This is a genomic window from Thermohalobaculum xanthum (genome assembly GCF_016623495.1).
GTDB lineage: Bacteria > Pseudomonadota > Alphaproteobacteria > Rhodobacterales > Rhodobacteraceae > Thermohalobaculum > Thermohalobaculum xanthum.
Genome location: NZ_JAEHHL010000006.1, coordinates 209,089 through 228,015, shown reverse-complemented (window position 1 = coordinate 228,015; position 18,927 = coordinate 209,089). Strand labels below are relative to the sequence as shown.

Annotated in this window: 16 protein-coding genes; 3 read left to right on the top strand and 13 right to left on the bottom strand. The window is 69.5% G+C overall.

All coding sequences use genetic code 11. From position 1 onward, the window contains the following. Nucleotides 1-111 precede the first annotated feature (111 nt). Together H0I76_RS10815 and H0I76_RS10810 are read left to right on the top strand one after the other, a co-directional pair. Nucleotides 112-1,935 (top strand): aminopeptidase P family protein, encoded by a 1,824-nt coding sequence (locus H0I76_RS10815; RefSeq protein WP_200609879.1) that lies wholly within the window; start codon nt 112-114, stop codon nt 1,933-1,935. A gap of 61 nt (nt 1,936-1,996) precedes the next feature. After that, nucleotides 1,997-2,338, top strand: a complete 342-nt coding sequence (locus tag H0I76_RS10810; RefSeq protein WP_200609878.1) for a DUF427 domain-containing protein — start codon at nt 1,997-1,999, stop codon at nt 2,336-2,338. Nucleotides 2,339-2,358: 20 nt separating this feature from the next. Here H0I76_RS10810 and H0I76_RS10805 read toward each other — a convergent pair whose 3' ends face one another. Then, nucleotides 2,359-4,071: a chloride channel protein gene (locus tag H0I76_RS10805; protein ID WP_234455255.1), complete on the bottom strand. Its 1,713-nt coding sequence runs from the start codon at nt 4,069-4,071 to the stop codon at nt 2,359-2,361. An 86-nt stretch (nt 4,072-4,157) separates the two neighbouring features. Further along, nucleotides 4,158-4,655: a thioesterase family protein gene (locus tag H0I76_RS10800; RefSeq protein WP_200609877.1), complete on the bottom strand. Its 498-nt coding sequence runs from the start codon at nt 4,653-4,655 to the stop codon at nt 4,158-4,160. Between the two features lie 81 nt (nt 4,656-4,736). Between H0I76_RS10800 and H0I76_RS10795 the strand changes: the two genes are divergently transcribed. After that, entirely contained in the window at nt 4,737-6,110 is a 1,374-nt protein-coding gene (locus H0I76_RS10795) for an FAD-binding oxidoreductase (protein WP_200609876.1), read from the top strand. Nucleotides 6,111-6,131: 21 nt separating this feature from the next. Here the strand turns inward: H0I76_RS10795 and H0I76_RS10790 are convergent, their stop codons facing one another. The 11 genes from H0I76_RS10790 to murC form a co-directional block, all read right to left on the bottom strand. Continuing rightward, complete coding sequence (locus H0I76_RS10790; RefSeq protein ID WP_200609875.1) at nt 6,132-6,293, bottom strand: hypothetical protein; 162 nt, start codon at nt 6,291-6,293, stop codon at nt 6,132-6,134. A 1-nt stretch (nt 6,294) separates the two neighbouring features. Then, nucleotides 6,295-7,953 (bottom strand): DNA repair protein RecN, encoded by a 1,659-nt coding sequence (gene recN / locus H0I76_RS10785; protein WP_200609874.1) that lies wholly within the window; start codon nt 7,951-7,953, stop codon nt 6,295-6,297. Nucleotides 7,954-7,981: 28 nt separating this feature from the next. Then, nucleotides 7,982-8,824, bottom strand: a complete 843-nt coding sequence (locus H0I76_RS10780; protein WP_200609873.1) for an outer membrane protein assembly factor BamD — start codon at nt 8,822-8,824, stop codon at nt 7,982-7,984. A gap of 189 nt (nt 8,825-9,013) precedes the next feature. Further along, nucleotides 9,014-9,940, bottom strand: a complete 927-nt coding sequence (gene lpxC / locus H0I76_RS10775; RefSeq protein WP_200609872.1) for a UDP-3-O-acyl-N-acetylglucosamine deacetylase — start codon at nt 9,938-9,940, stop codon at nt 9,014-9,016. A 235-nt stretch (nt 9,941-10,175) separates the two neighbouring features. Continuing rightward, a complete protein-coding gene (gene ftsZ / locus H0I76_RS10770; protein WP_200609871.1) occupies nt 10,176-11,957 on the bottom strand; it encodes a cell division protein FtsZ in 1,782 nt (593 codons plus the stop codon). A gap of 110 nt (nt 11,958-12,067) precedes the next feature. Further along, nucleotides 12,068-13,417, bottom strand: coding sequence for a cell division protein FtsA (gene ftsA, locus H0I76_RS10765; protein ID WP_200609870.1), 1,350 nt, complete (start codon nt 13,415-13,417; stop codon nt 12,068-12,070). Beyond that, nucleotides 13,414-14,334 carry a cell division protein FtsQ/DivIB gene (locus H0I76_RS10760; RefSeq protein ID WP_200609869.1) on the bottom strand — a complete coding sequence of 307 codons (921 nt, stop codon included), beginning with the start codon at nt 14,332-14,334 and terminating at the stop codon, nt 13,414-13,416. Before H0I76_RS10760 ends, ftsA begins: the two co-directional genes overlap by 4 nt. Next, nucleotides 14,322-15,236: a D-alanine--D-alanine ligase gene (locus H0I76_RS10755; protein ID WP_200609868.1), complete on the bottom strand. Its 915-nt coding sequence runs from the start codon at nt 15,234-15,236 to the stop codon at nt 14,322-14,324. Before H0I76_RS10755 ends, H0I76_RS10760 begins: the two co-directional genes overlap by 13 nt. Before the next feature lie 78 nt (nt 15,237-15,314). Next, nucleotides 15,315-16,277 carry a UDP-N-acetylmuramate dehydrogenase gene (gene murB / locus H0I76_RS10750; RefSeq protein WP_234455254.1) on the bottom strand — a complete coding sequence of 321 codons (963 nt, stop codon included), beginning with the start codon at nt 16,275-16,277 and terminating at the stop codon, nt 15,315-15,317. Further along, nucleotides 16,274-17,470, bottom strand: coding sequence for an APC family permease (locus tag H0I76_RS10745; protein ID WP_200609867.1), 1,197 nt, complete (start codon nt 17,468-17,470; stop codon nt 16,274-16,276). The genes murB and H0I76_RS10745 overlap by 4 nt, the downstream gene beginning before the upstream one ends. 10 nt (nt 17,471-17,480) lie before the next feature. Then, nucleotides 17,481-18,890, bottom strand: a complete 1,410-nt coding sequence (gene murC, locus H0I76_RS10740) for a UDP-N-acetylmuramate--L-alanine ligase (RefSeq protein ID WP_200609866.1) — start codon at nt 18,888-18,890, stop codon at nt 17,481-17,483. Nucleotides 18,891-18,927: the final 37 nt, after the last annotated feature.

Sequence of the window (18,927 nt, the reverse complement as noted above, 5' to 3'; positions counted from 1 at the left end):
GCGCCGCAGCAACAGGTCACGGCAATTTTATCACTTGCCGCGTGACCGACCCGCCGCCAGCATGGCGCCGCGGCGCGCCGGGAGCGCGCGAAGGGGTGGACGCCGAGCAGCATGTACCAGACATTCGACTCAGCCGCCGATGGCAGCATGGGCCCGGAGCGGGCGGCGCGCCTGCGCGCGGCCCTGATCGAGACAGGCGTGGACGGATTCCTCGTGCCAAGGGCGGACGCGCACCAGGGCGAGACCGTCGCACCGCATGACGAGAGGCTGGCCTGGCTCACGGGGTTCACAGGCTCGGCCGGGCTTGCGATCGTGCTGGCCGAGCGAGCGGCCATCTTCGTCGATGGGCGCTACACGCTGCAGGCGGCCGACCAGGTGGATGGCGGCGTCTTCGAGGTGGTCGCGACCCACGAGACCACGCCCGAAAGCTGGCTGCGGCGCGCTCTCCCCGAGGGCGCGCGCCTCGGCTTCGACCCCTGGCTGCATGGACGCGCCGAGTTCGACCGGCTCAACGAGGCGGTAAGCGCGCGCGGCGGCGCGTTGGTGCCCCTCGAGCCAAACCCTCTCGACACGATCTGGGAGGACCAGCCGCCTTCTCCGACCGGCGCCGTGAGCATCCAGCCCGCCGAGTTGGCTGGCGAGGCCGCGGCAGAAAAGCGCGCGCTTGTCGGCCGTGCGCTGGAGGAGGGAGGGATCGACGCCGCGTTCCTGTCCTTGCCCGACTCGATCGCCTGGCTGCTCAACATCCGCGGCGGCGACCTGGCCCGGAGCCCGGTCGCGCATTGCTTCGCACTGATCCGCAAGTCGTCGGAAGTGGACCTGTTCATCGACCCCGACAAGCTCGATGGCGCGGTGATGGCCCATCTGGGCAACGGCGTGACGGTGCACCCGGCCGACGCGCTCGACGGCGTGCTGGCGGGGCTGGGGGATGCAAAGGTCCGGCTCGACAGGACGAGCGCTCCGGTCCGGATCGCGACGCGGCTCGAGACTGCCGGCGCACGCATCGACTGGGGCCGCGATCCCTGCGCCTTGCCCAAGGCGCGCAAGAACCCCGCCGAGCTTGCAGGGATGCGCGCGGCGCACCTGCGCGACGGCGCCGCCTTTGCCCGGTTCCTGCACTGGCTGGAGACGGCGGTGGATGCGGGCGAGGCGCTGACCGAGATCGACGTGGTCGAACGCCTCGAGGCGTTCCGCGACGATACCGGCGCACTGATGGACATTGCCTTCGACACGATCTGCGGCTCGGGGCCGAACGGCGCGATCGTTCATTACCGCGTGAACCGCAAGACCAACCGCGCGCTGTCGCCCGGCGAGCTGCTGCTCGTGGATTCAGGCGCTCAATATCGGGACGGCACGACGGACATCACCCGGACCATGGCGCTGGGTGCCGCGCCGGACGCGGCGCGCAGACCGTTCACCCTGGTGCTCAAGGGCATGATCGCGATCAGCCGTGCGCGCTGGCCCAAGGGGCTGACCGGCCGCGACCTCGACCCGCTGGCGCGCGCCGCGCTATGGCGGGCGGGGCTCGACTACGACCACGGCACGGGTCACGGCGTCGGCTGCTATCTGAACGTACATGAAGGGCCGCAGAGCCTCTCGCGCCGCGGCGGCGAGGTGCCCTTCGAGCCCGGCATGATCCTGTCGAACGAGCCCGGCTACTACCGGAACGGCGCCTTCGGCATCCGGATCGAGAACCTTGTCGTCGTGACCGAGCCCTCGATCCCCGAGGGCGGTGACCGGACGATGCTGGGGTTCGAGACGCTGACACTGGCGCCGATCGACCGCCGGATGATCGTGCCGGACCTGCTGGACGCCGACGAGCGCGCCTGGCTCGACAGCTATCACGCACGCGTCCGGGACGAACTGAGCCCCGTCGTGCCAGCGGAAACGGCGGCCTGGCTGAGCCGGGCCTGCGCGCCGCTGGACACGCAATGAGTTGCCCGCCCGTGCCGTCCGGCGCATTGTGGGGCGGTCGGCTGGATCTGGAGGACTCCCGATGACGGATAGAATTTCGCTGTCGCCCGCGGGCGGCACGATCGTCGTGCGCGCCGGGGGCGCGGTAATCGCCGAGAGCACCGCGGCGATGCGGCTCGACGAGGCGGGGCACGCGCCCGTGTTCTACATCCCCCGCGCCGATATCGGCATGGAGTTTCTGGACGCTTCGCCGACGCGCACCGTCTGTCCGCACAAGGGCGAGGCGAGCCATTTCCACATCATGGCAAAGTCGGGCCCCATCGAGGACGCGGCTTGGTCCTATGAAAACCCGCGGGCCGGGCTCGAGGCCATCGCGGGGCTGATCGCCTTCTACCCCGAAAAGGCGGCCGTCGAAATGCTGTAACGCCGCGGTGGAACGCGGCGTCAGCCGTGTTCCTCGCGCAGCTCGTCCTCGAGGCAACGGCTGTAGGCGCGCAGCGCGTCGACATGGAAGACCGCGCCAAGAAGCTCGGGCTCGCCGCCTTCCTCGGCGGGCTCGTCCACCACCGGCAAGAACGATCCCTTGACCCGCTCAAGCAACGGCAGGGCGTGCTCCAGCGTGTCGTTACGGCGCAGGTAGGCGCCCTGCCGGTGCAGTTCCCAGCACGCACTGTCAGAGGCACCGTTCTCGGCGCCGCGCAGGCGCATAACATGGGTGACCTTGAGCGTGCGGGCGAGATAGTCCTGCGGCCCGTAGGCCAGCTTCAGGCCGTCGCGCTCGAGCTGCGTGAGAAAGAAGCTGCGCGCCACCAGGCGGTCGGCCACCACGCTGGCCGACGAGATCGCCACCATCACCGCGATCCCTGCCTGCCAGTCACCGGTCAGTTCGAAGACGATCAGCGTGGATGATATGGGCGCGCCGAGAACGGCCGCGGCCACCGCCCCGGTGCCTGCCAAGGCATAAAGGCCCTGGCTGCCGGCAACGGAAGGGAAGACATCGATCGCGATCGACCCGAACGCCGTGCCGGTCAGCGCGCCGAGCATCAGCGCCGGCGAGAAGATCCCGCCCCCCATATGGCCCGAGAAGGTCGCCGCCACCGCGATGACCTTCACCACCGCGAAGATCACCGCGGTCGTGAGCGCAAGCTCGGACTTGAGCGCAAGCGTCGTCGTCTCGTAGCCGACGCCGATGATGTGGGGAAACTCGAGCGCGATCAGCCCCAGCACGAAGCCCGCAACCGCGGGACGCAGCCAGCGCGGAATGTGCAGCAGGCGCTGGACACGGTCGCCAATGCCTTCGGCGAAGAAGATCGTGCGCATCATCACCACCGCGGTGAGCCCGCAGACGACGCCAAGCAGCAGGAAGGCGGGCATCTCCTGGTAAAAGCCGAGCGTGTGCACCGGCAGCGCGTATTCGGTGACATTGCCGTGATGGATCCGGCTGACGACGGCGCCGGCGACCGAGGCGATGACGATCGGCCCGAAGGCGTGCAGGGCATAATGGCGAAGCACGACCTCGAGGGCGAAGAGCGCCCCCGCAATCGGCGCGTTGAAGCTGGCCGAGACGGCTGCGGCGGCCGCGCAGCCCAGGATGTCGCGCGCGGCGACGTCCGGCGCCTTGAGCCGGTCAGACACCCACGAGGCGATCACGGCGCCGATATGCACCGCAGGCCCCTCGCGCCCGGTCGAGCCGCCGGTCGAGAGCGTGACCAGCGCGGCGAGCGCCGAGCCGATGCCCACACGGCGATTGACCCGCCCGCCTCCCAGGGCTGCGGCATGGATCACGTCGGCGACGCCGCGGGCCTTGCCGTCGGGCGTGAACCGCGTGAGGATCACGCCCACGATCAGCCCCCCGAGGACCGGGATGAGCAACACCAGGTACCAGGGCAGAGCGCCGGCGACCGTGTGGATCATCTCGTCGGTGGTGCCGTAGAAGATCGTCTGCAGGAACGGAATGGCCGCGCGAAACAGGGTGATCGCATGCCCCGTCACGACGCCGACGACGATGGCGATCAGCCAGAGCACGATCTGGTTCGTCGGCTCGATCTGCTTGAGGCGCACGCGCAGGAGCCGGAGCCTCGCCCAAAGGCGCAGTCGAATGGGCGTAAAGAGCCGGGCAACCGGACTCTCGCTGTTCGGCATGGTGTTACGCCGCATCAAAATGTCGGGAAATCAAGCCTAAGCGCTTTTCGCGATTATTAAAACCCTCCGCCATCGGGTCATGGCGGCAAACGGGCACCGGCTCAGCCCTTGCGGCGGATGGCGATGCTGCGCCCGGCCTGCTCCGGTCGCGGCAGGCCGGCATGCGCGGCCGCCAGCTCGCGGACGCGTGCGGCCGCCTCGGGCGCGAAGGGGGCCGAGCGGCGCGCCTCGAGATCGACATTGATCGTGAGCGACTCGTAGGTGGCGACGCGGCGTCCATCCTCCTCGGCGATCATGGTGGCGAAGACATGCACGCGCTTGTCGTCGGCGTCGAGGATCTGGACCTCGCAATGGAACGCCTCGCCCTCGAGCAGCTCGGCGAGGTAGTGGATCTGCGTCTGCAGCGCCATCGGCCCAAGCCGGTCGCGCCGGGCCGAGGTGGGCCCGATGCCGAGGGACTCGTAGAGATCGTCCAGCGCGCGATCGAACGCCAGCGTGTAATAGGCCACGTTCATGTGGCCGTTGTAGTCGATCCAGCCGGGCTCGACCTGCTGGCGCGCAGTACGGACGGCCGCGGCGGCCGGCGCGGTATCGGTCATGGATGGGCCTCCCTGTTGCGGGGCAGGATAGTTCGGCTACTGTGCCGCGCAACACTCCGTTTTTCCCCGAGGCAGCCCGCCATGACGATCGACTCCGCCCTTGCCCTTCTCGAGCCGCGGTTCGGCTCGCGCCTGAGCCGCGCGCAGGCGATGCGCGAGGCGCATGGCCGCGATGAGTCCTATCATGAGCCGCATCTGCCCGATGCCGTGATCTGGCCCGAGACCACGGCCGAGGTGGCCGAGATCGCACGGATCTGCAGCGAGCACGGCTGCCCGATCGTTCCCTGGGGAACCGGCACCTCGCTCGAGGGCCACGTGATCCCGCTGCGTGGCGGCGTCACGCTCGATTTCACGCGCATGGACCGTGTCCTGGCGGTTCACCCCGAAGACATGGATGCCGTGGTGCAGCCCGGCGTGACGCGCAAACGACTGAACGAGGAACTGCGCGACACTGGGCTGTTCTTCCCGGTCGACCCGGGGGCGGATGCGTCGCTGGGCGGCATGGCCTCGACACGCGCGTCGGGCACCTGCGCAGTTCGCTACGGCACGATGCGCGAGGCGGTGATGGCGCTCGAGGTGGTCCTGGCCGACGGGCGCGTGATCCGCACCGGCAGCCGGGCACGAAAGTCCTCGGCCGGCTATGACCTCACGCGCCTCTTCGTCGGCGCCGAGGGGACGCTGGGCATCATCACCGAACTCACGCTTCGGCTGCATGGCGTGCCCGAGGCGATCTCGGCCGCCACATGCGGATTTCCCGACATGGATGCCGCGGTGCGCACGGTGATCGAGACGATCCAGATGGGTGTCCCGGTCGCGCGGATCGAGCTGCTCGACGAGCTGACGGTCCGCGGCTTCAACGGCTATTCGGGATACGACATGCCCGAGCAGCCGACGCTGTTTCTCGAGTTCCACGGCACCCCCGCCAGTGTCGCCGAACAGGCCGAAATGCTTGGAGAGATCGCGGCCGGGCACGGCGCCACCGGCTTCGCCTGGACCGACAAGCCCGAGGAGCGCACGCGGCTGTGGGAAGCCCGGCACAAGGTCTATTATGCGCAGCAATCGCTCAGGCCCGGTGCGCGTGGTTACGTGACGGATGCCTGCGTGCCAATCTCGCGCCTTGCAGAGGCGATCCTCGAGAGCCGCGCCGACATCGAGGCGAGCGGGCTGATCGCGCCCCTTGTGGGCCATGTCGGGGACGGCAACTTCCACATCGTTCTGCTGATCGACCCGGCAGACGCGGCCGAGCAGGCCGAGGCCGAGCGCCTGGCCGGCCGGATCTCGGAACGCGCGCTCCGTCTTGGTGGCACCGTAACGGGCGAGCACGGCGTGGGGGTCGGCAAGATGCGCTACATGTCGACCGAGCATGGCGAAGCGTGGCAGGTGATGGGCACGCTCAAGCGCACACTTGATCCGCAGGGCATCCTGAACCCGGGCAAGCTAGTTCCGGGAAACTGATGTCCCGCGCGCGCGGCCGGCTCAGCGCAGCTTGCGCACGATCAGGAGGATCGCCGCGACGCCGAGAATGATCAGGGGTGCCGGGCTGCTGAGGAAGGTCTCGATGCCGTCCTTGCCCTTCCCCGAGATCGACTCTGCAAGTCCCGCGAAGCCCTCGGCGCTGTGGACGAGGTACTCGCCCATGTCATCCCGCCTTCTCCATCAGGACACGGGCGGCGTCGCGCGCCTCGGGAGTGATCACGTCACCCGCCAGCATCCTTGCGATCTCGTCGATGCGGGCAGCCGCGGCAACGGGGATCACATCGGTCCGCGTCACGTGGCCGTCGGTCGACTTCGAGATACGGTAATGGTGGCGGCCCTGCGCCGCAACCTGCGGGCTGTGCGTGACGACAAGCACCTGCGCGCCTTCGGACAGCCGGGCAAGGCGGCGGCCGACGGCATCGGCCGTGGCGCCGCCGACGCCGCGGTCGATCTCGTCGAAGACGAGCGACAGGCCCGAGGTCCGGGCCGCGAGGCAGACCTTGAGCGCGAGCAGGAAGCGCGACAGCTCGCCCCCCGAGGCGATCCGGTCGATCGCCCCCTCGGGCGCACCCGGGTTGATCGCGGCGGTGAAGGACACCTCGTCGCTGCCCTCGGGGCCGCGGCGACCCGGCGTGAGGACGGTGCGGAAACGCGCGGCCTCCATGCGCAGCGGCGCGAGTTCTTCAGTTACGCGCGCGTCCAGCCGCGCGGCGGCAGCGTGCCGCGCCGCTGACAGGGCCGCGGCCGCATCGTCATAGGCGCGCGCGGCGGTCCCGGCCTCGGCCTCGAGAGCCGAGATACGTTCCTCGCCCGCATCGATCTCGTCGAGCCGCCGGGCCAGGTCGAGGGCCAGATCGGGCAGTTCGGACGGCAGCACGTTGTGCTTGCGCGCAAGGCCTCGGATCGCAAACAGCCGCTCCTCGACCACCTCCAGCCGCTGGGGGTCGAAGGCCAGCGCCTCGAGCGCGTCGTCGACGCTGCGCTGGGCCTCGCCCAGTTCAACCATGGCGCGGTCGAGCGTCTCGATTGCAGCCTCGAGCCGCCCCTCGGCACGGGCGGCGGCATGGGTGAGATGCGAGAGCGCGCCGGCCATCAAGCCTTCGGCCCCCTCGGTGGACAGTGCCTGCGCCGCTTTGGCGACCTCCTCGCCGATGCGGACCGCGACCTGCATGAGACGCCGCTCGGCATCGAGCGCCTCCTCCTCGCCCGGCTGTGGCGCCAGCTTCTCGAGCTCGGCCACCGCGTGGCGCAAAAAGTCGGCATCCGAGGCGGCCCTGGCTAACCGGTCTCGCGCGGCATCGAGCGCGCGCCGCGCCGCCTCGGCCGCACGCCAGCGCTCGCGCGTCTCGGCAAGCTCGGCCTCGATCCCGGCGAAGGCGTCGAGCAGGCCGCGATGCGCCCTGGGGTCGAGCAGGCCCCGGTCGTCATGCTGGCCATGCACCTCGACCAGAAGCTCTCCGACCCGGCGCAGCGCTTCGGCGCTCACGCGCTGGTCGTTGAGAAAGGCGCGCGCCGGCCCGTTGGCGGAGGCGAGGCGGCGGATCACGATGTCGCCTTCCTCCGCTGCAAGACCGAGCTCGTCGAGCATCGCGTGCACGGCGTGATCGGGTGCCACGGCGAACTCGGCGGTCACGCCGCCATCGGATGCCCCGGCCATCAGCAGGTCACGGCGCACCTTGCGCCCCAGCGCGAAGCCCAGCGCGTCTAGCAGGATCGATTTGCCCGCCCCGGTCTCGCCCGTCAGCACGTTCAGCCCGGTGCCGAAGTCGAGGTCGAGCGCCTCGATCAGCACGATGTTGCGGATCGAGAGTGCCTTGAGCATCCGTTGTTTCCCGGCCCCGCCCTGCGTGTCAGAGCCAGTGGCCGAGGATGATCTGCCGGTAGAGGGAGTTGAACGTGCCGCTCTCGTCGGGCTTGGGCAAGGTCTCGACGCCCGTCAGCAGCGCGTAGCTGTCGGAATACCACTCGGAGCCCGGGAAGTTCGTGCCGAGCACGAGAGCGACGCGCTCCGCCTCCTCGGTCAGGCCGAGCGCGACATAGGCCTCGACCATACGATGCAGCGCCTCGGGCGTCTGGCTGGTGGTCTGGTACTTCTCGATCACGACGCTGAAGCGGTTGATGGCAGCCGTGTAGTGGCCCCGCTTGAGATAGTAGCGCCCCACCGACATCTCCTTGCCGGCCAGCTGGTCGCGGGTGAGATCGAGCTTGAGCTGGGCCTCGCGTGCATAGTCGCTGTCGGGGTAGCGGGCCACGAGCTCGGTAAACTCGTTCATCGCGTTCACGGTCAGCGCCTGGTCGCGGCCGACATCGACGATGTTGTCGTAGTAGGTCAGCGCGATCAGGTACTGGGCGTAGGGCGCATCGGCGTCCGAAGGATAGAGATCGATGTAGCGCTGCGCCGACGCGCGGGCGTTGGGGTAGTCCTTGCCCTCGTAGGACGCGTAGGCCGACATGATCAGGGCGCGCTTGGCGAGCTGCGAGAAGGGGTAGAGCCGCTCGATCTCGTTGAAGGTCTTTGCCGCGGCGGTCTCCTGGCCATCGGCGAGCTGCTGCTGGCCGAGGGTGAAGATCTCGTTCGCGCTCAGGTCCTCGACCGTGGGCTCCTTCTCGCCCGAGAACATCGAGCAGGCCGAAAGCGACGCGGCAAGCACGATGGCCGCGACGGGGCGCAGGAAACGCGGGGCGGGCGTCATGCGGGGCAACCTCCGGCTGACAGGTCTTCTGGGCCGCATGCGGCGCGAGAACGCAGCCGCGGCACGGGTCGGCGCGACAATAGACGGGTTCCAGCGCGAGGCAAAGGGGGGTCGAGCAGGCTTGGCGCCACGGCGCTCACCGCAGGCCCAGCCGTCCGTGACGCCGTTGCGACACGGCGCCACCCGGGGTCAGACGGCGAGCGGCGCCGCCTCGTCCGCGGCCGGCAGTCGCGCACGGCGCAGGTCGAAGCCCTGCCCCGGGCGAAGCTCGCACCACGACCAAGCGTCGGGCGCGGCAAACAGCGCGTGGAGCAGCAGGTTCGTCATCTCGTGCCCCGCGCGCTCACCCTCGTAGCAGCCGACGATCGGCGCGCCTGCGAGCGCGAGGTCGCCCACCGCGTCGAGCATCTTGTGACGCACGAACTCGTCCGGCCGGCGCAGTCCCTCGGGGTTCAGCACGCGGCCGTGATCTATGACGATGGCGTTCTTGAGGCTGCCGCCGCGCGCGAGCCCGGCCTGGCGCAGCGCCTCGACCTCGGCCAGCATGCCGAAGGTGCGGCAGTCTGCCAGTTCCTCGGCCATCGCGCCGCCCGTCAGCGACATCGCCTCGTGCTGGCGGCCGATGGCAGGATCCGCGAAATCGATCGCGAAGCGCATGCTGAAGACCGGCGCCGGAAGCAGTGCCGCGCGCTTCTCGCCCTGGACCACCTCGACCGGCCGGTCGATACGGATCGCGCCGCGACGGCCGCCCAGCTCGACGAGGCCCGCCTCGGCGAAACGCAGCACGAACTCGCGGGCGCTGCCGTCCATGATCGGCACCTCGGGCCCATCGATCTCGATGAGCGCATCCCAGATACCCGAGCCCGCGAGCGCCGCCATCAGGTGCTCGACCGTGCCCACCGACGCGCCATGCGCGTTCGAGATTTTGGTGCAAAGCCGGGTGTCGATCACCGCGTCGTGGCGCGCCGGGATGATGCCGGCCGTGCCGCCGATGTCGCTGCGCAGGAAGACGATGCCATGGCCGCGCGGCGCCGGGCGCACCGTCATGCGCACCGTCTGCCCGCCATGCAGTCCGACGCCCTCGAAGCGGATGGGATGTCTGACCGTGAGATTCATGCTCTTGCCCCTCGTCCGGGACGACCGCGCCTCTGGCGCGCGGCGCCACGATTTCTCGTTCTTAAGTAAGCAGGTACGGCCGATTGTGCAGTGCACTCAATTCAATCTTTGTGTCCCTTTGCAACACCGGCGCATCTGCAGACACGAAACAAAAGCCAACTCACCATGCCAAAAAGAAAAAAGCCGCCTCACGATGGAGGCGGCTGAAAAACGCGCAGAGAACTCCCGGTTCCCGTCAGTTCGCCTGACGGCGAAGGAAGGCCGGAATGTCGCCATCGTCGTCATCGACGTCGTGACGCTGATGCGATGCCGGCGCACGCTGCGGCGCCGGGTCGGCATGTGCCCCACCCGAGACACGGTTGATCAGGCTGCTGATCGCGAAGAGCCCGCCCGAGCGCTGCGCCGCAGGACGCGGAGCCGCTTGTTCCGCGGCTGCGGGCTGGCCCGCCGCCGGGGTTGCATGCGTCTCCGCCCCGCGCGACGCGGTCAGCGGATCGTTCCGGAACAGCTGACGCCCGCCCGCGGCCGCCTCGGTCGCGGGGGCCGCCTCGGCCCTCGGCGTGCTCGGCCGGTCCAGCGAGCGATCATCGAGATCGAAGAGCCCGGGGACATCGTCGGCATGCTCGGCCGACCGCGCGCTCTCGTGCTCGGCACGCGCCGCGGCGGCACGGCGCCGCACCTCCTCGGCGCGGGCGCGGATGTCGTCGGGCGACGGCGCGGTCATCGCCGCGGCTTCATGCGGCCGCGGGCTAGGCGTCGAGAAGCCGCGGGCCGCCGGTGCGCTGCGCTGCTCGGCCGCGGGCGCCGGACTTGCCGTCTTCTCGGCAGCCGGCTCGGCCGGGCGCTCGGCTTCGGCCTCGGGAGCCTCGGCCGCAGGCTCGGCACGACGCTCGGCAGGCGCTGTCGCACCCGCAGGCGTGCTCGTCGCCGTCGCGCGCGTCACCGGGGTCTCGGCCCGGCCGCGGCCGGCACGGATCGCCGACAGCGTAGACGGATCGGTCACCGCCGGGCGACGCCGGGTCTGGGTTTCGACGGGCGCGCGCTCGACCGCCTCGGCATCGATGCCGGTGGCGACGACGCTCACGCGCATCTTGCCTTCCATCTCGGGATCGATGGCCGAGCCGAACTTGATCAGGGCGTTGGCGTCGACCTCTTCCTTGATCCGGTTGGCCGCCTCGTCCATCTCGAAGAGGGTCAGGTCGTAGCCGCCGGTGATGTTGATCAGCACGCCCTTGGCACCCTTGAGGCTCACCTCGTCGAGCAGCGGGTTGGCGATCGCCTTCTCGGCGGCATCGGTGGCCCGGGTCTCGCCCTCGGCCTCGCCGGTGCCCATCATCGCCTTGCCCATCTCCTCCATCACCGAGCGCACGTCGGCGAAGTCGAGGTTGATCATGCCGGGACGGACCATGAGGTCGGTCACGCCCTGCACGCCCTGGTAGAGCACGTCGTCGGCCATCTGGAAGGCCTCGACGAAGGTCGTGCGCTCCGAGGCGACCTGGAAGAGGTTCTGGTTCGGGATCACGATCAGCGTGTCCACATGGGACTGCATCGCCTCGACCCCGGCCTCGGCGATCATCATGCGCCGCGCACCTTCGAAGGCGAAGGGCTTGGTCACCACGCCCACGGTCAGAATGCCCATCTCGCGAGCGATGCGAGCGACGACAGGTGCCGCACCGGTGCCGGTGCCGCCGCCCATGCCGCCGGTGATGAAGCACATGTGGCAGCCGTCGAGGTGGTTCGCGATCTCCTCGATCGACTCCTCGGCCGCGGACATGCCCACGTCGGGCTTCGAGCCCGCACCGAGGCCGCGCGTCACGCCGCCACCAAGCTGGATCTTGCGCGGAGCCCGCGAGTGGCTCAGCGCCTGTGCGTCGGTATTCGCCGCGATGAACTCCACGCCTTCGAGCTTCTTCTCGATCATGTTGTTGATCGCGTTTCCGCCCGCGCCGCCGACTCCGAACACGGCAATGCGTGCACGAAGATCGTACTCATCCGGCGTCCTAAGATTAAGGACCATGCTCTCTGCCTCGTTTACATGTGGGAGGTTCGTCTTTTGCGAACTCACCCGTTTCTTGCCTGATATTATTGACAGACTAACCGAATCCGGCCCGCGCGTCACGCGGGAATTCACCAGCTCTGGCGGAACCAGCGGACGATTTCGACCGCCCTGCCGCGCGCCGACCACGGTCGCGGCGCCTCGAAATCCCACAGCTCGTCATGCGGCTTTAGCGCGTAGATCGCGAGGCCCACGGCGGCCGAGCTGTCGGGGCCGGAAAGCGACTGCGGCAGCCCCGCGATCCGCAGAGGACGACCGATGCGCGGGCGCCTGCCGAGGATCCGCGTCGCCATCTCGTCGACGCCCGGAAGCTGGCTCGCGGCGCCGGTCAGCACATAGGCCGAGCCAGGCATCCCGTCGACGCCGATGTCGGCAAGCCGCGCGCGCAGCAGCCGGAAGGTTTCCTCGACCCTGGGCCGGATCACGCCGATCAGCATGCCGCGGCTGATCTGCCGCCGCTCGGGCGTCTCCTCCTCGCCGATGCGCGGGGCATCGATCAGGTCGCGCTCGTCCGCGCCGGTGGGGATGACACCGCCATAAAGGGTCTTGATCCGCTCGGCCGCGCTCTGGCGCATCATCAGGCCGGAGGCGATGTCGGCCGTGACGTGGTCACCACCGAAGCGGATCTGGTCGACGCAGATCAGGTGATCGCGCAGGAACACCGAGAAGGCGGTCGAGCCGCCGCCCATGTCGATGCAGACCGCCCCGGTCCGCTGCTCGTCCTCGACGAGCGCCGAGAGACTGGCGGCATAGGCGCTGTTGACCACGCCCGCGAGATCGAGGTCGCAGCGGCGCACGCATTCCATGAGGTTGGCCAGCGGGCGTGCGGCAACCGTCAGGACATGCTGGGCGATGGAAAGGCGACGCCCCGTCATGCCGCGCGGGTCGGTGATGCCCGACTGGTGGTCGAGCGTGATCTCGACCGGCTGGGCATGCAGGATCTGGCGCCCCTCGCCGATCGGCGGCTCGGGCGCCTCGGCCAAAGCCGCGGAAATGTCACGCTCTGTCACCTGGCCGGTCTCGGTCTCGACCTCCCCCATGGTCGAGAAGCTTTGCGGGCGCCCGCCCGAGAAGCTCACGATCACCTGGTCGACGCGGTCGACACGGGGCGCCGCCATCTTCTCGGCGGTCAGCAGTGCAAGCCGGATGGCGCGCGCCGCTTCGTCCATGTCGACGATCTCGCCGCGCCGGACACCGCGCGACTGCACGGTGCGCGCGCCGACCACCTCGATCGCGCCGAAGAGCGAGGTGCCGAGCTGATCGGTGCCGCGCGCCTCGGCCAACCGGCTGGGATCGAGCTTGAGCACGAGGCAGGTGATCTTTGACGAGCCAATGTCGATCACGCCGATACGCCCGCGTTTGATTGCCGTCTGCAAACGCGAACGCATGGCGCGGAACATCTCGATCTGGGCGAAGTTCATGTGTCCTTCCCGCCTTCCGCAGAAACCGCCTGACGCAAACGATGGGCCTCGACCCCCGAAGGGGTAAGGCGCAGGGTCGGGCGCTCGGGCACCCGCATATCGATGACCGCGATGTCGCGGTCGAGGAGTTCCTCGCCGTAGTGCAGCGCCATGACGCGGGCGAGTGCCCGACCCGGCGCCTCGGCGGGAAGCATGATCACGCGCTCGCCTTCGAGCACGATGTCCCAGCGACGCTCGCCCACCCGCACGAAGGCGCGGATGCGCGGGACGAGGTCGGGCGCGCCATCCATGAGCGACAGAACGTCATGGACGGCGCGCTCTCCACCCTCGCCAAGGATCAGTGGAAGCTGTGGATAGAGGCCGCGCTGCGAGACGGCGCCAATGCGGACGCCTTCGGCATCGATCAGCGTCAACTCGCCCGATGCGTCGCGGTGCAGCGCCACGGCCTCGCGGGCGTCGATCTCGACGCGCAGCATCCCCTGCGGGTCGAGACGCACGGCGGCCGACCGGATCGCGTCGAGCGCCTCGATCCGCGCCCTCAGGGCGGCGACATCGACTTCGAGCGAGGAAGCGCCCGCGCCCAGTCCAATCGCCTCGTGCGCCCGCGCCCGAAGGGCCTCGGATCCGCCGACGATCTCGATGCCCTTGAGGGCGAATTCCGGCCGCGCCGCCACCGCTTCCCACAACGCGGTCGCGCGCGTCTCGGCCAGGCGGCGCAGGTCGTCATCCGAGACGACACGCCAGCCCAGCACGCCAACCAGGGACAACGGCAGGTAGACCGTCACGAACGCCCTGAGCCCGGGCTTCGCCCAGGCGCGCTGCATGCGGTAGCGCAGCCGCGACGGCCCCGGCCCGGTGCGGGGCGGCGCATCGACGGGGCGCGCCGCGCCCTCGGCCTCGTCCCTCACCGCCCGCATGAGGCATCCCTCACCAGCCAGTCGCACAGATCCTCGAAGCTGATCCCGCAATGCGCCGCCTGTTCGGGCGCAAGCGAGGTCGGGGTCATTCCCGGCTGGGTGTTCGTCTCGAGCAGGATGAGGCCATCGAGCCCCCTGGTCTCGTCCCAGCGGAAGTCGGTCCGGCTCAGGCCCCGGCAGCCCAGAGCGTGATGCGCCGTTACCGCATGCGCGAGGCAGGCGGCCTCGATCTCGGCCGGGATCTCGGCCGGCACCACGTGACGCGATCCACCCGGCGCATACTTGGCGTGGTAGTCGTACCAGCCGGTCGTCACGATGTCGGTCACGGCAAGCGCGCGCTCGCCCATCACGGCGACGGTCAGCTCGCGCCCCGGCACGAAGCGCTCGACCAGCATCACCTCGGGCGCGTCGGCCTCCAGCTGCGCCGGCCCGTTCGCAGCCTCGCGGACGATGTAGACGCCGACGGAAGACCCCTCGTTGTAGGGCTTCACGACATAGGGTGGCGCCATGGGATGACCGGCGACGATCTCCTCGCGTGGCACGAGGCGGCCTTCGGCAACCGGCAGGCCCTGGGCGGCATAGATGACCTTGGTCTGTTCCTTGTCCATCGCCAGCGCCGAGGCGAGAACACCGGAATGGGTGTAGGGAATTCGCATCCACTCGAGGAGACCCTGGACGCAGCCATCCTCGCCCCATCGGCCGTGCAGCGCATTGAAGACCACGTCGGGACGATTGCCGGCAAGCACGGCCGCGAGGTCGCGCCCGGCATCGATCTCGTCTACCTGGTAGCCCTTACGCCGCAACGCACCTGCGCATTCCCGGCCCGACACGAGAGAAACCTCGCGCTCGGCCGACAAGCCGCCCTTCAGCACTGCGACGCGGGGACGCTCGCTGCCCGACATACCCGCCCGCCTCAACTTTCCGCGGCCGGGGCTCTTGAATGCCCCCCGTGTCCGCGCGCCGCATCAGTGCGGCGAATTTTATTGTGCAGTGATTCTAACCCCGACGCGGCGGATTTCCCAGACCAAATCATGGCCCGAGCACGATTTAACGCGCGCCCGCACCTCCTCGCCCAGGTCCTCGAGGTCGGCGGCCGTCGCGTCGCCTGCATTGATCAGAAAATTGGGATGCTTCTCGGACATCTGCGCCCCGCCCCGGCGCAGGCCGCGGCATCCGGCGTCATCGATCAGCTGCCATGCCTTGAGGTCATGGGTATCGTCATCGGCCCCGGTCGACGAGAAGCCCGCCGGATTGCGGAAGGTCGAGCCGCAGGAGCGCTGGTCGACCGGCTGGGTCGCGGCCCGGCGGGCCAGATAGTCCGCCATCAGCGCCTCGGACGCCTCGCGGCTGCCGGCGGTTCCGCGCAGGATGGCAGACAGAACCACATGGTCGTCGGGGATCGCCGAGTGACGATAGCCGAATCCGAGCGCCTCGGGGCCCAGCCGGTACGTCCGCCCCAGGCGGTCGAGCAGCGTCACTTCCTCGACCACGTCCGCCATGTAGCGCCCATAACAGCCCGCGTTCATCTTGACCGCACCGCCGATCGCGCCGGGGATGGTCCGCAGGAACTCGAGGCCCACGATGCCTGCCTCTGCCGCCGCGATCGCGACACGGCTGTCGAGCGCGGCAGCGCCGACCCGCAAACGCGCGCCGTCGATCACCTCGAGCCTGGCGAACCCCGCGCCGAGGCGGATCGAGACGCCCGGCAGCCCGCCGTCACGGATGATCAGGTTCGAGCAGAGCCCGAGCGGCATCACCGGCACGTCGGCCGGCAGGTCGTGCAGGAAGGCCGAGAGGTCATCGGGATCCGCGGGCTGGAAGAAGACTTCCGCCGGGCCTCCGACCCTGAGCCATGACAACGGCGCGAGCGGGCGCATCGCCGTGAGCCGGCCGCGGACCTTCGGCATGCGCGCCATCAGCGACGCTCCGTCCAGACCACTCATGTCGTCACCCCCCAGATGAGCGCCAACCCCGAAAGCGCCGCCCCGGTCGCCGGAACCCAACCCGGAGCCGAGAAGGCACCCTCTGGCACCGTGCCCATGCGCCTGAGCTGCAGCAAGGCAAGGTTGATGGCACAGAACACCGACAACAGCAGCAGCGCACTGACCTCGGCCAGCGTCACGAGCGGGGCGGTCAGCGCGAGCCAAATCGTCGCCAGCGTCACCACCACGGTTCCGAGCACCGGCGTGCGGAAACGCGGATGTGCGTGGTGGAACACCCCAAGCGCCGGGACGAACCGCCCCAGCCCGTAGAGCACCCGCGCCGACATCACGATCTGGGCAAGCACCCCATTCAGCGCGGCCGCGACGGCGATAACGGCAAGAAACCCCGCGCCCTGCCCAGTCGCGCGCTCGAAGACCATCACCAGCGGCTGACGGCTGGCAGCAAGGTCCGCGACCGGCACGGTGCGCACCGCCGCCCACGAGACCAGCGCATAAAGCAGCGTGGTGATCACCAGCGCCGAGAGGATGGCGCGCGGCATCACGCGTGAAGGGTCGCGGGTTTCCTCGACCATGTTCACCATGTCCTCGAAGCCGAGGAAGGCGAAGAAGGCGAGAATGCCCGCAGCGCCGATGCCGATCGGTGAAAAGGTCGCGACCTCGGCGGGTTGCACGACGGCCGGGCCTGTCATCCCCGCGCCGGCGACGATGCCGAGGCCAGCCACCTCGGTCAGGGTCAGGACAGCCGCGAGCAGGAGGGATTCGAGCACGCCGAGCACGGCCGCGAAGCCCAGCGCGGTGGCGATGCTCACGACCAGCAGCGTCTCGTTGAGCGGCACGAGCGCGCGCAGGTAGCCGACCCCACCCTGAAGCACGGCCGCCGCAGACACCACGCCCGTCGCCTCGATCGCCAGGCCGATTGCCGCCGCCGCCCAGACGCGGCCCGTCGCGCTGCGGATATAGGCGGCCTCGCCCGCCGCCTCGGGGATCCGGCCGGAAAGCTCGGCATAGGCGAGCGCGGTCGGCAGGGCGATCACGGCGGCCAGCAGGAAAGCGATCGGCGCCCAGGTTCCCGCCTCGCCGGCCACGGCGCCGACGAGGACATAGATCCCTGCCCCGACCATCACCCCGACCCCGTAGAGCGTCAGCAGCCAGAAGCCAAGTCGGCGCTTGAGGCCGGGGCCGGTCGCCGTCACGGCGCGCGCCTCAGTCGCGCGCGGCCAGCTCGCCGGGCAGCGCGTTGGCCCAGCCCGAGATGGTCCCGGCACCGAGGCAGACGACCAGATCGTCAGGCGTTGCATGAGCAGCCACGAACTCCGCCAGACCCTCGGGCGCCTTGATGGCATGGGCCGAGCGATGGCCATGCGCGCGCAGGCCGCCCACCAGGGCGTCGCGGCTGATGCCTTCGATCGGCTGCTCGCCGGCAGCGTACACATCGGTGATCGCCACGACATCGGCATCGTTGAAGCAGGCGCAGAACTCCTCGAACAGATCGTGCAGCCGCGAGTAGCGGTGCGGCTGGTGGATCGCGATCACCCGGCCCGAGGTGGACCGCCGCGCGGCGCGCAGCACCGCCGCGATCTCGACCGGGTGATGACCGTAGTCGTCGATGATCGGGATCCCCCGCCACTCGCCCACACGCGTGAAACGCCGCTTGACGCCCGAGAACCCCTCGAAGCCCTTGCGAACGGCATCCATGCCAATCTTGAGCTCGCGCGCGACACCGATCGCGGCAAGGGCGTTCAGGACGTTGTGCTCGCCCGGCATCGGCAGGGTCATGGCATGGTGGCGCTCGTCACCCTCGGGCATGCGGATCACCACGTCGAAGCGCATCCGGCCCGCGTCGTGCTCGATGTTCTCGGCGCGGATGTCGGCCTGGCGCGAGGTGCCATAGGTCACAACGCGTCGGTCGGTGACACGGCCGATCAGGCTCTGCACCTCCGGGTGGTCGATGCAGGCGACCAGAGCGCCATAGAACGGGATGTTCGACACGAAGGCGTCGAAGCCGTCCCGCAGCGCCTCGACCGAGCCGTAGTGGTCCATGTGCTCGGGGTCGATATTCGTGACCACGGCGACCGTGGCCGGAAGCTTCACGAAGGTGCCGTCGGACTCGTCGGCCTCGACCACCATCCAGCGGCCCTCGCCCGGACGGGCGTTCGAGCCGTAGGCCTGGATGATGCCGCCATTGATCACGGTGGGATCGAGGCTGCCCGCGTCGAGCAGCGCCGCGACGAGCGAGGTGGTCGTCGTCTTGCCGTGGGTGCCGGCGACGGCGACGTTCCATTTCAGGCGCATCAGCTCGGCCAGCATCTCGGCCCTGCGCACCACCGGAAGGGCGCGCGTGCGCGCGGCATCGAGCTCGGGGTTTCCGGTCTTCACCGCCGACGAGATCACCACGACGCGCGCGTCGCCAAGGTTCTCGGCCGCGTGGCCGACATGGATGCGCGCCCCAAGCTGGGTCAGGCGTTCCGTGATCGGTCCGGCCCGAAGGTCCGAGCCCTGGACGTCATAGCCAAGATTGATCATCACCTCGGCGATGCCCGACATGCCGATGCCGCCGATCCCGATGAAATGGATGGGGCCGATGTCGAGAGGAAGAGCGGTCGGCGGGTTCACTTTCGGGCACTCCTGAGGATCCGGCGGTGACCGGGGA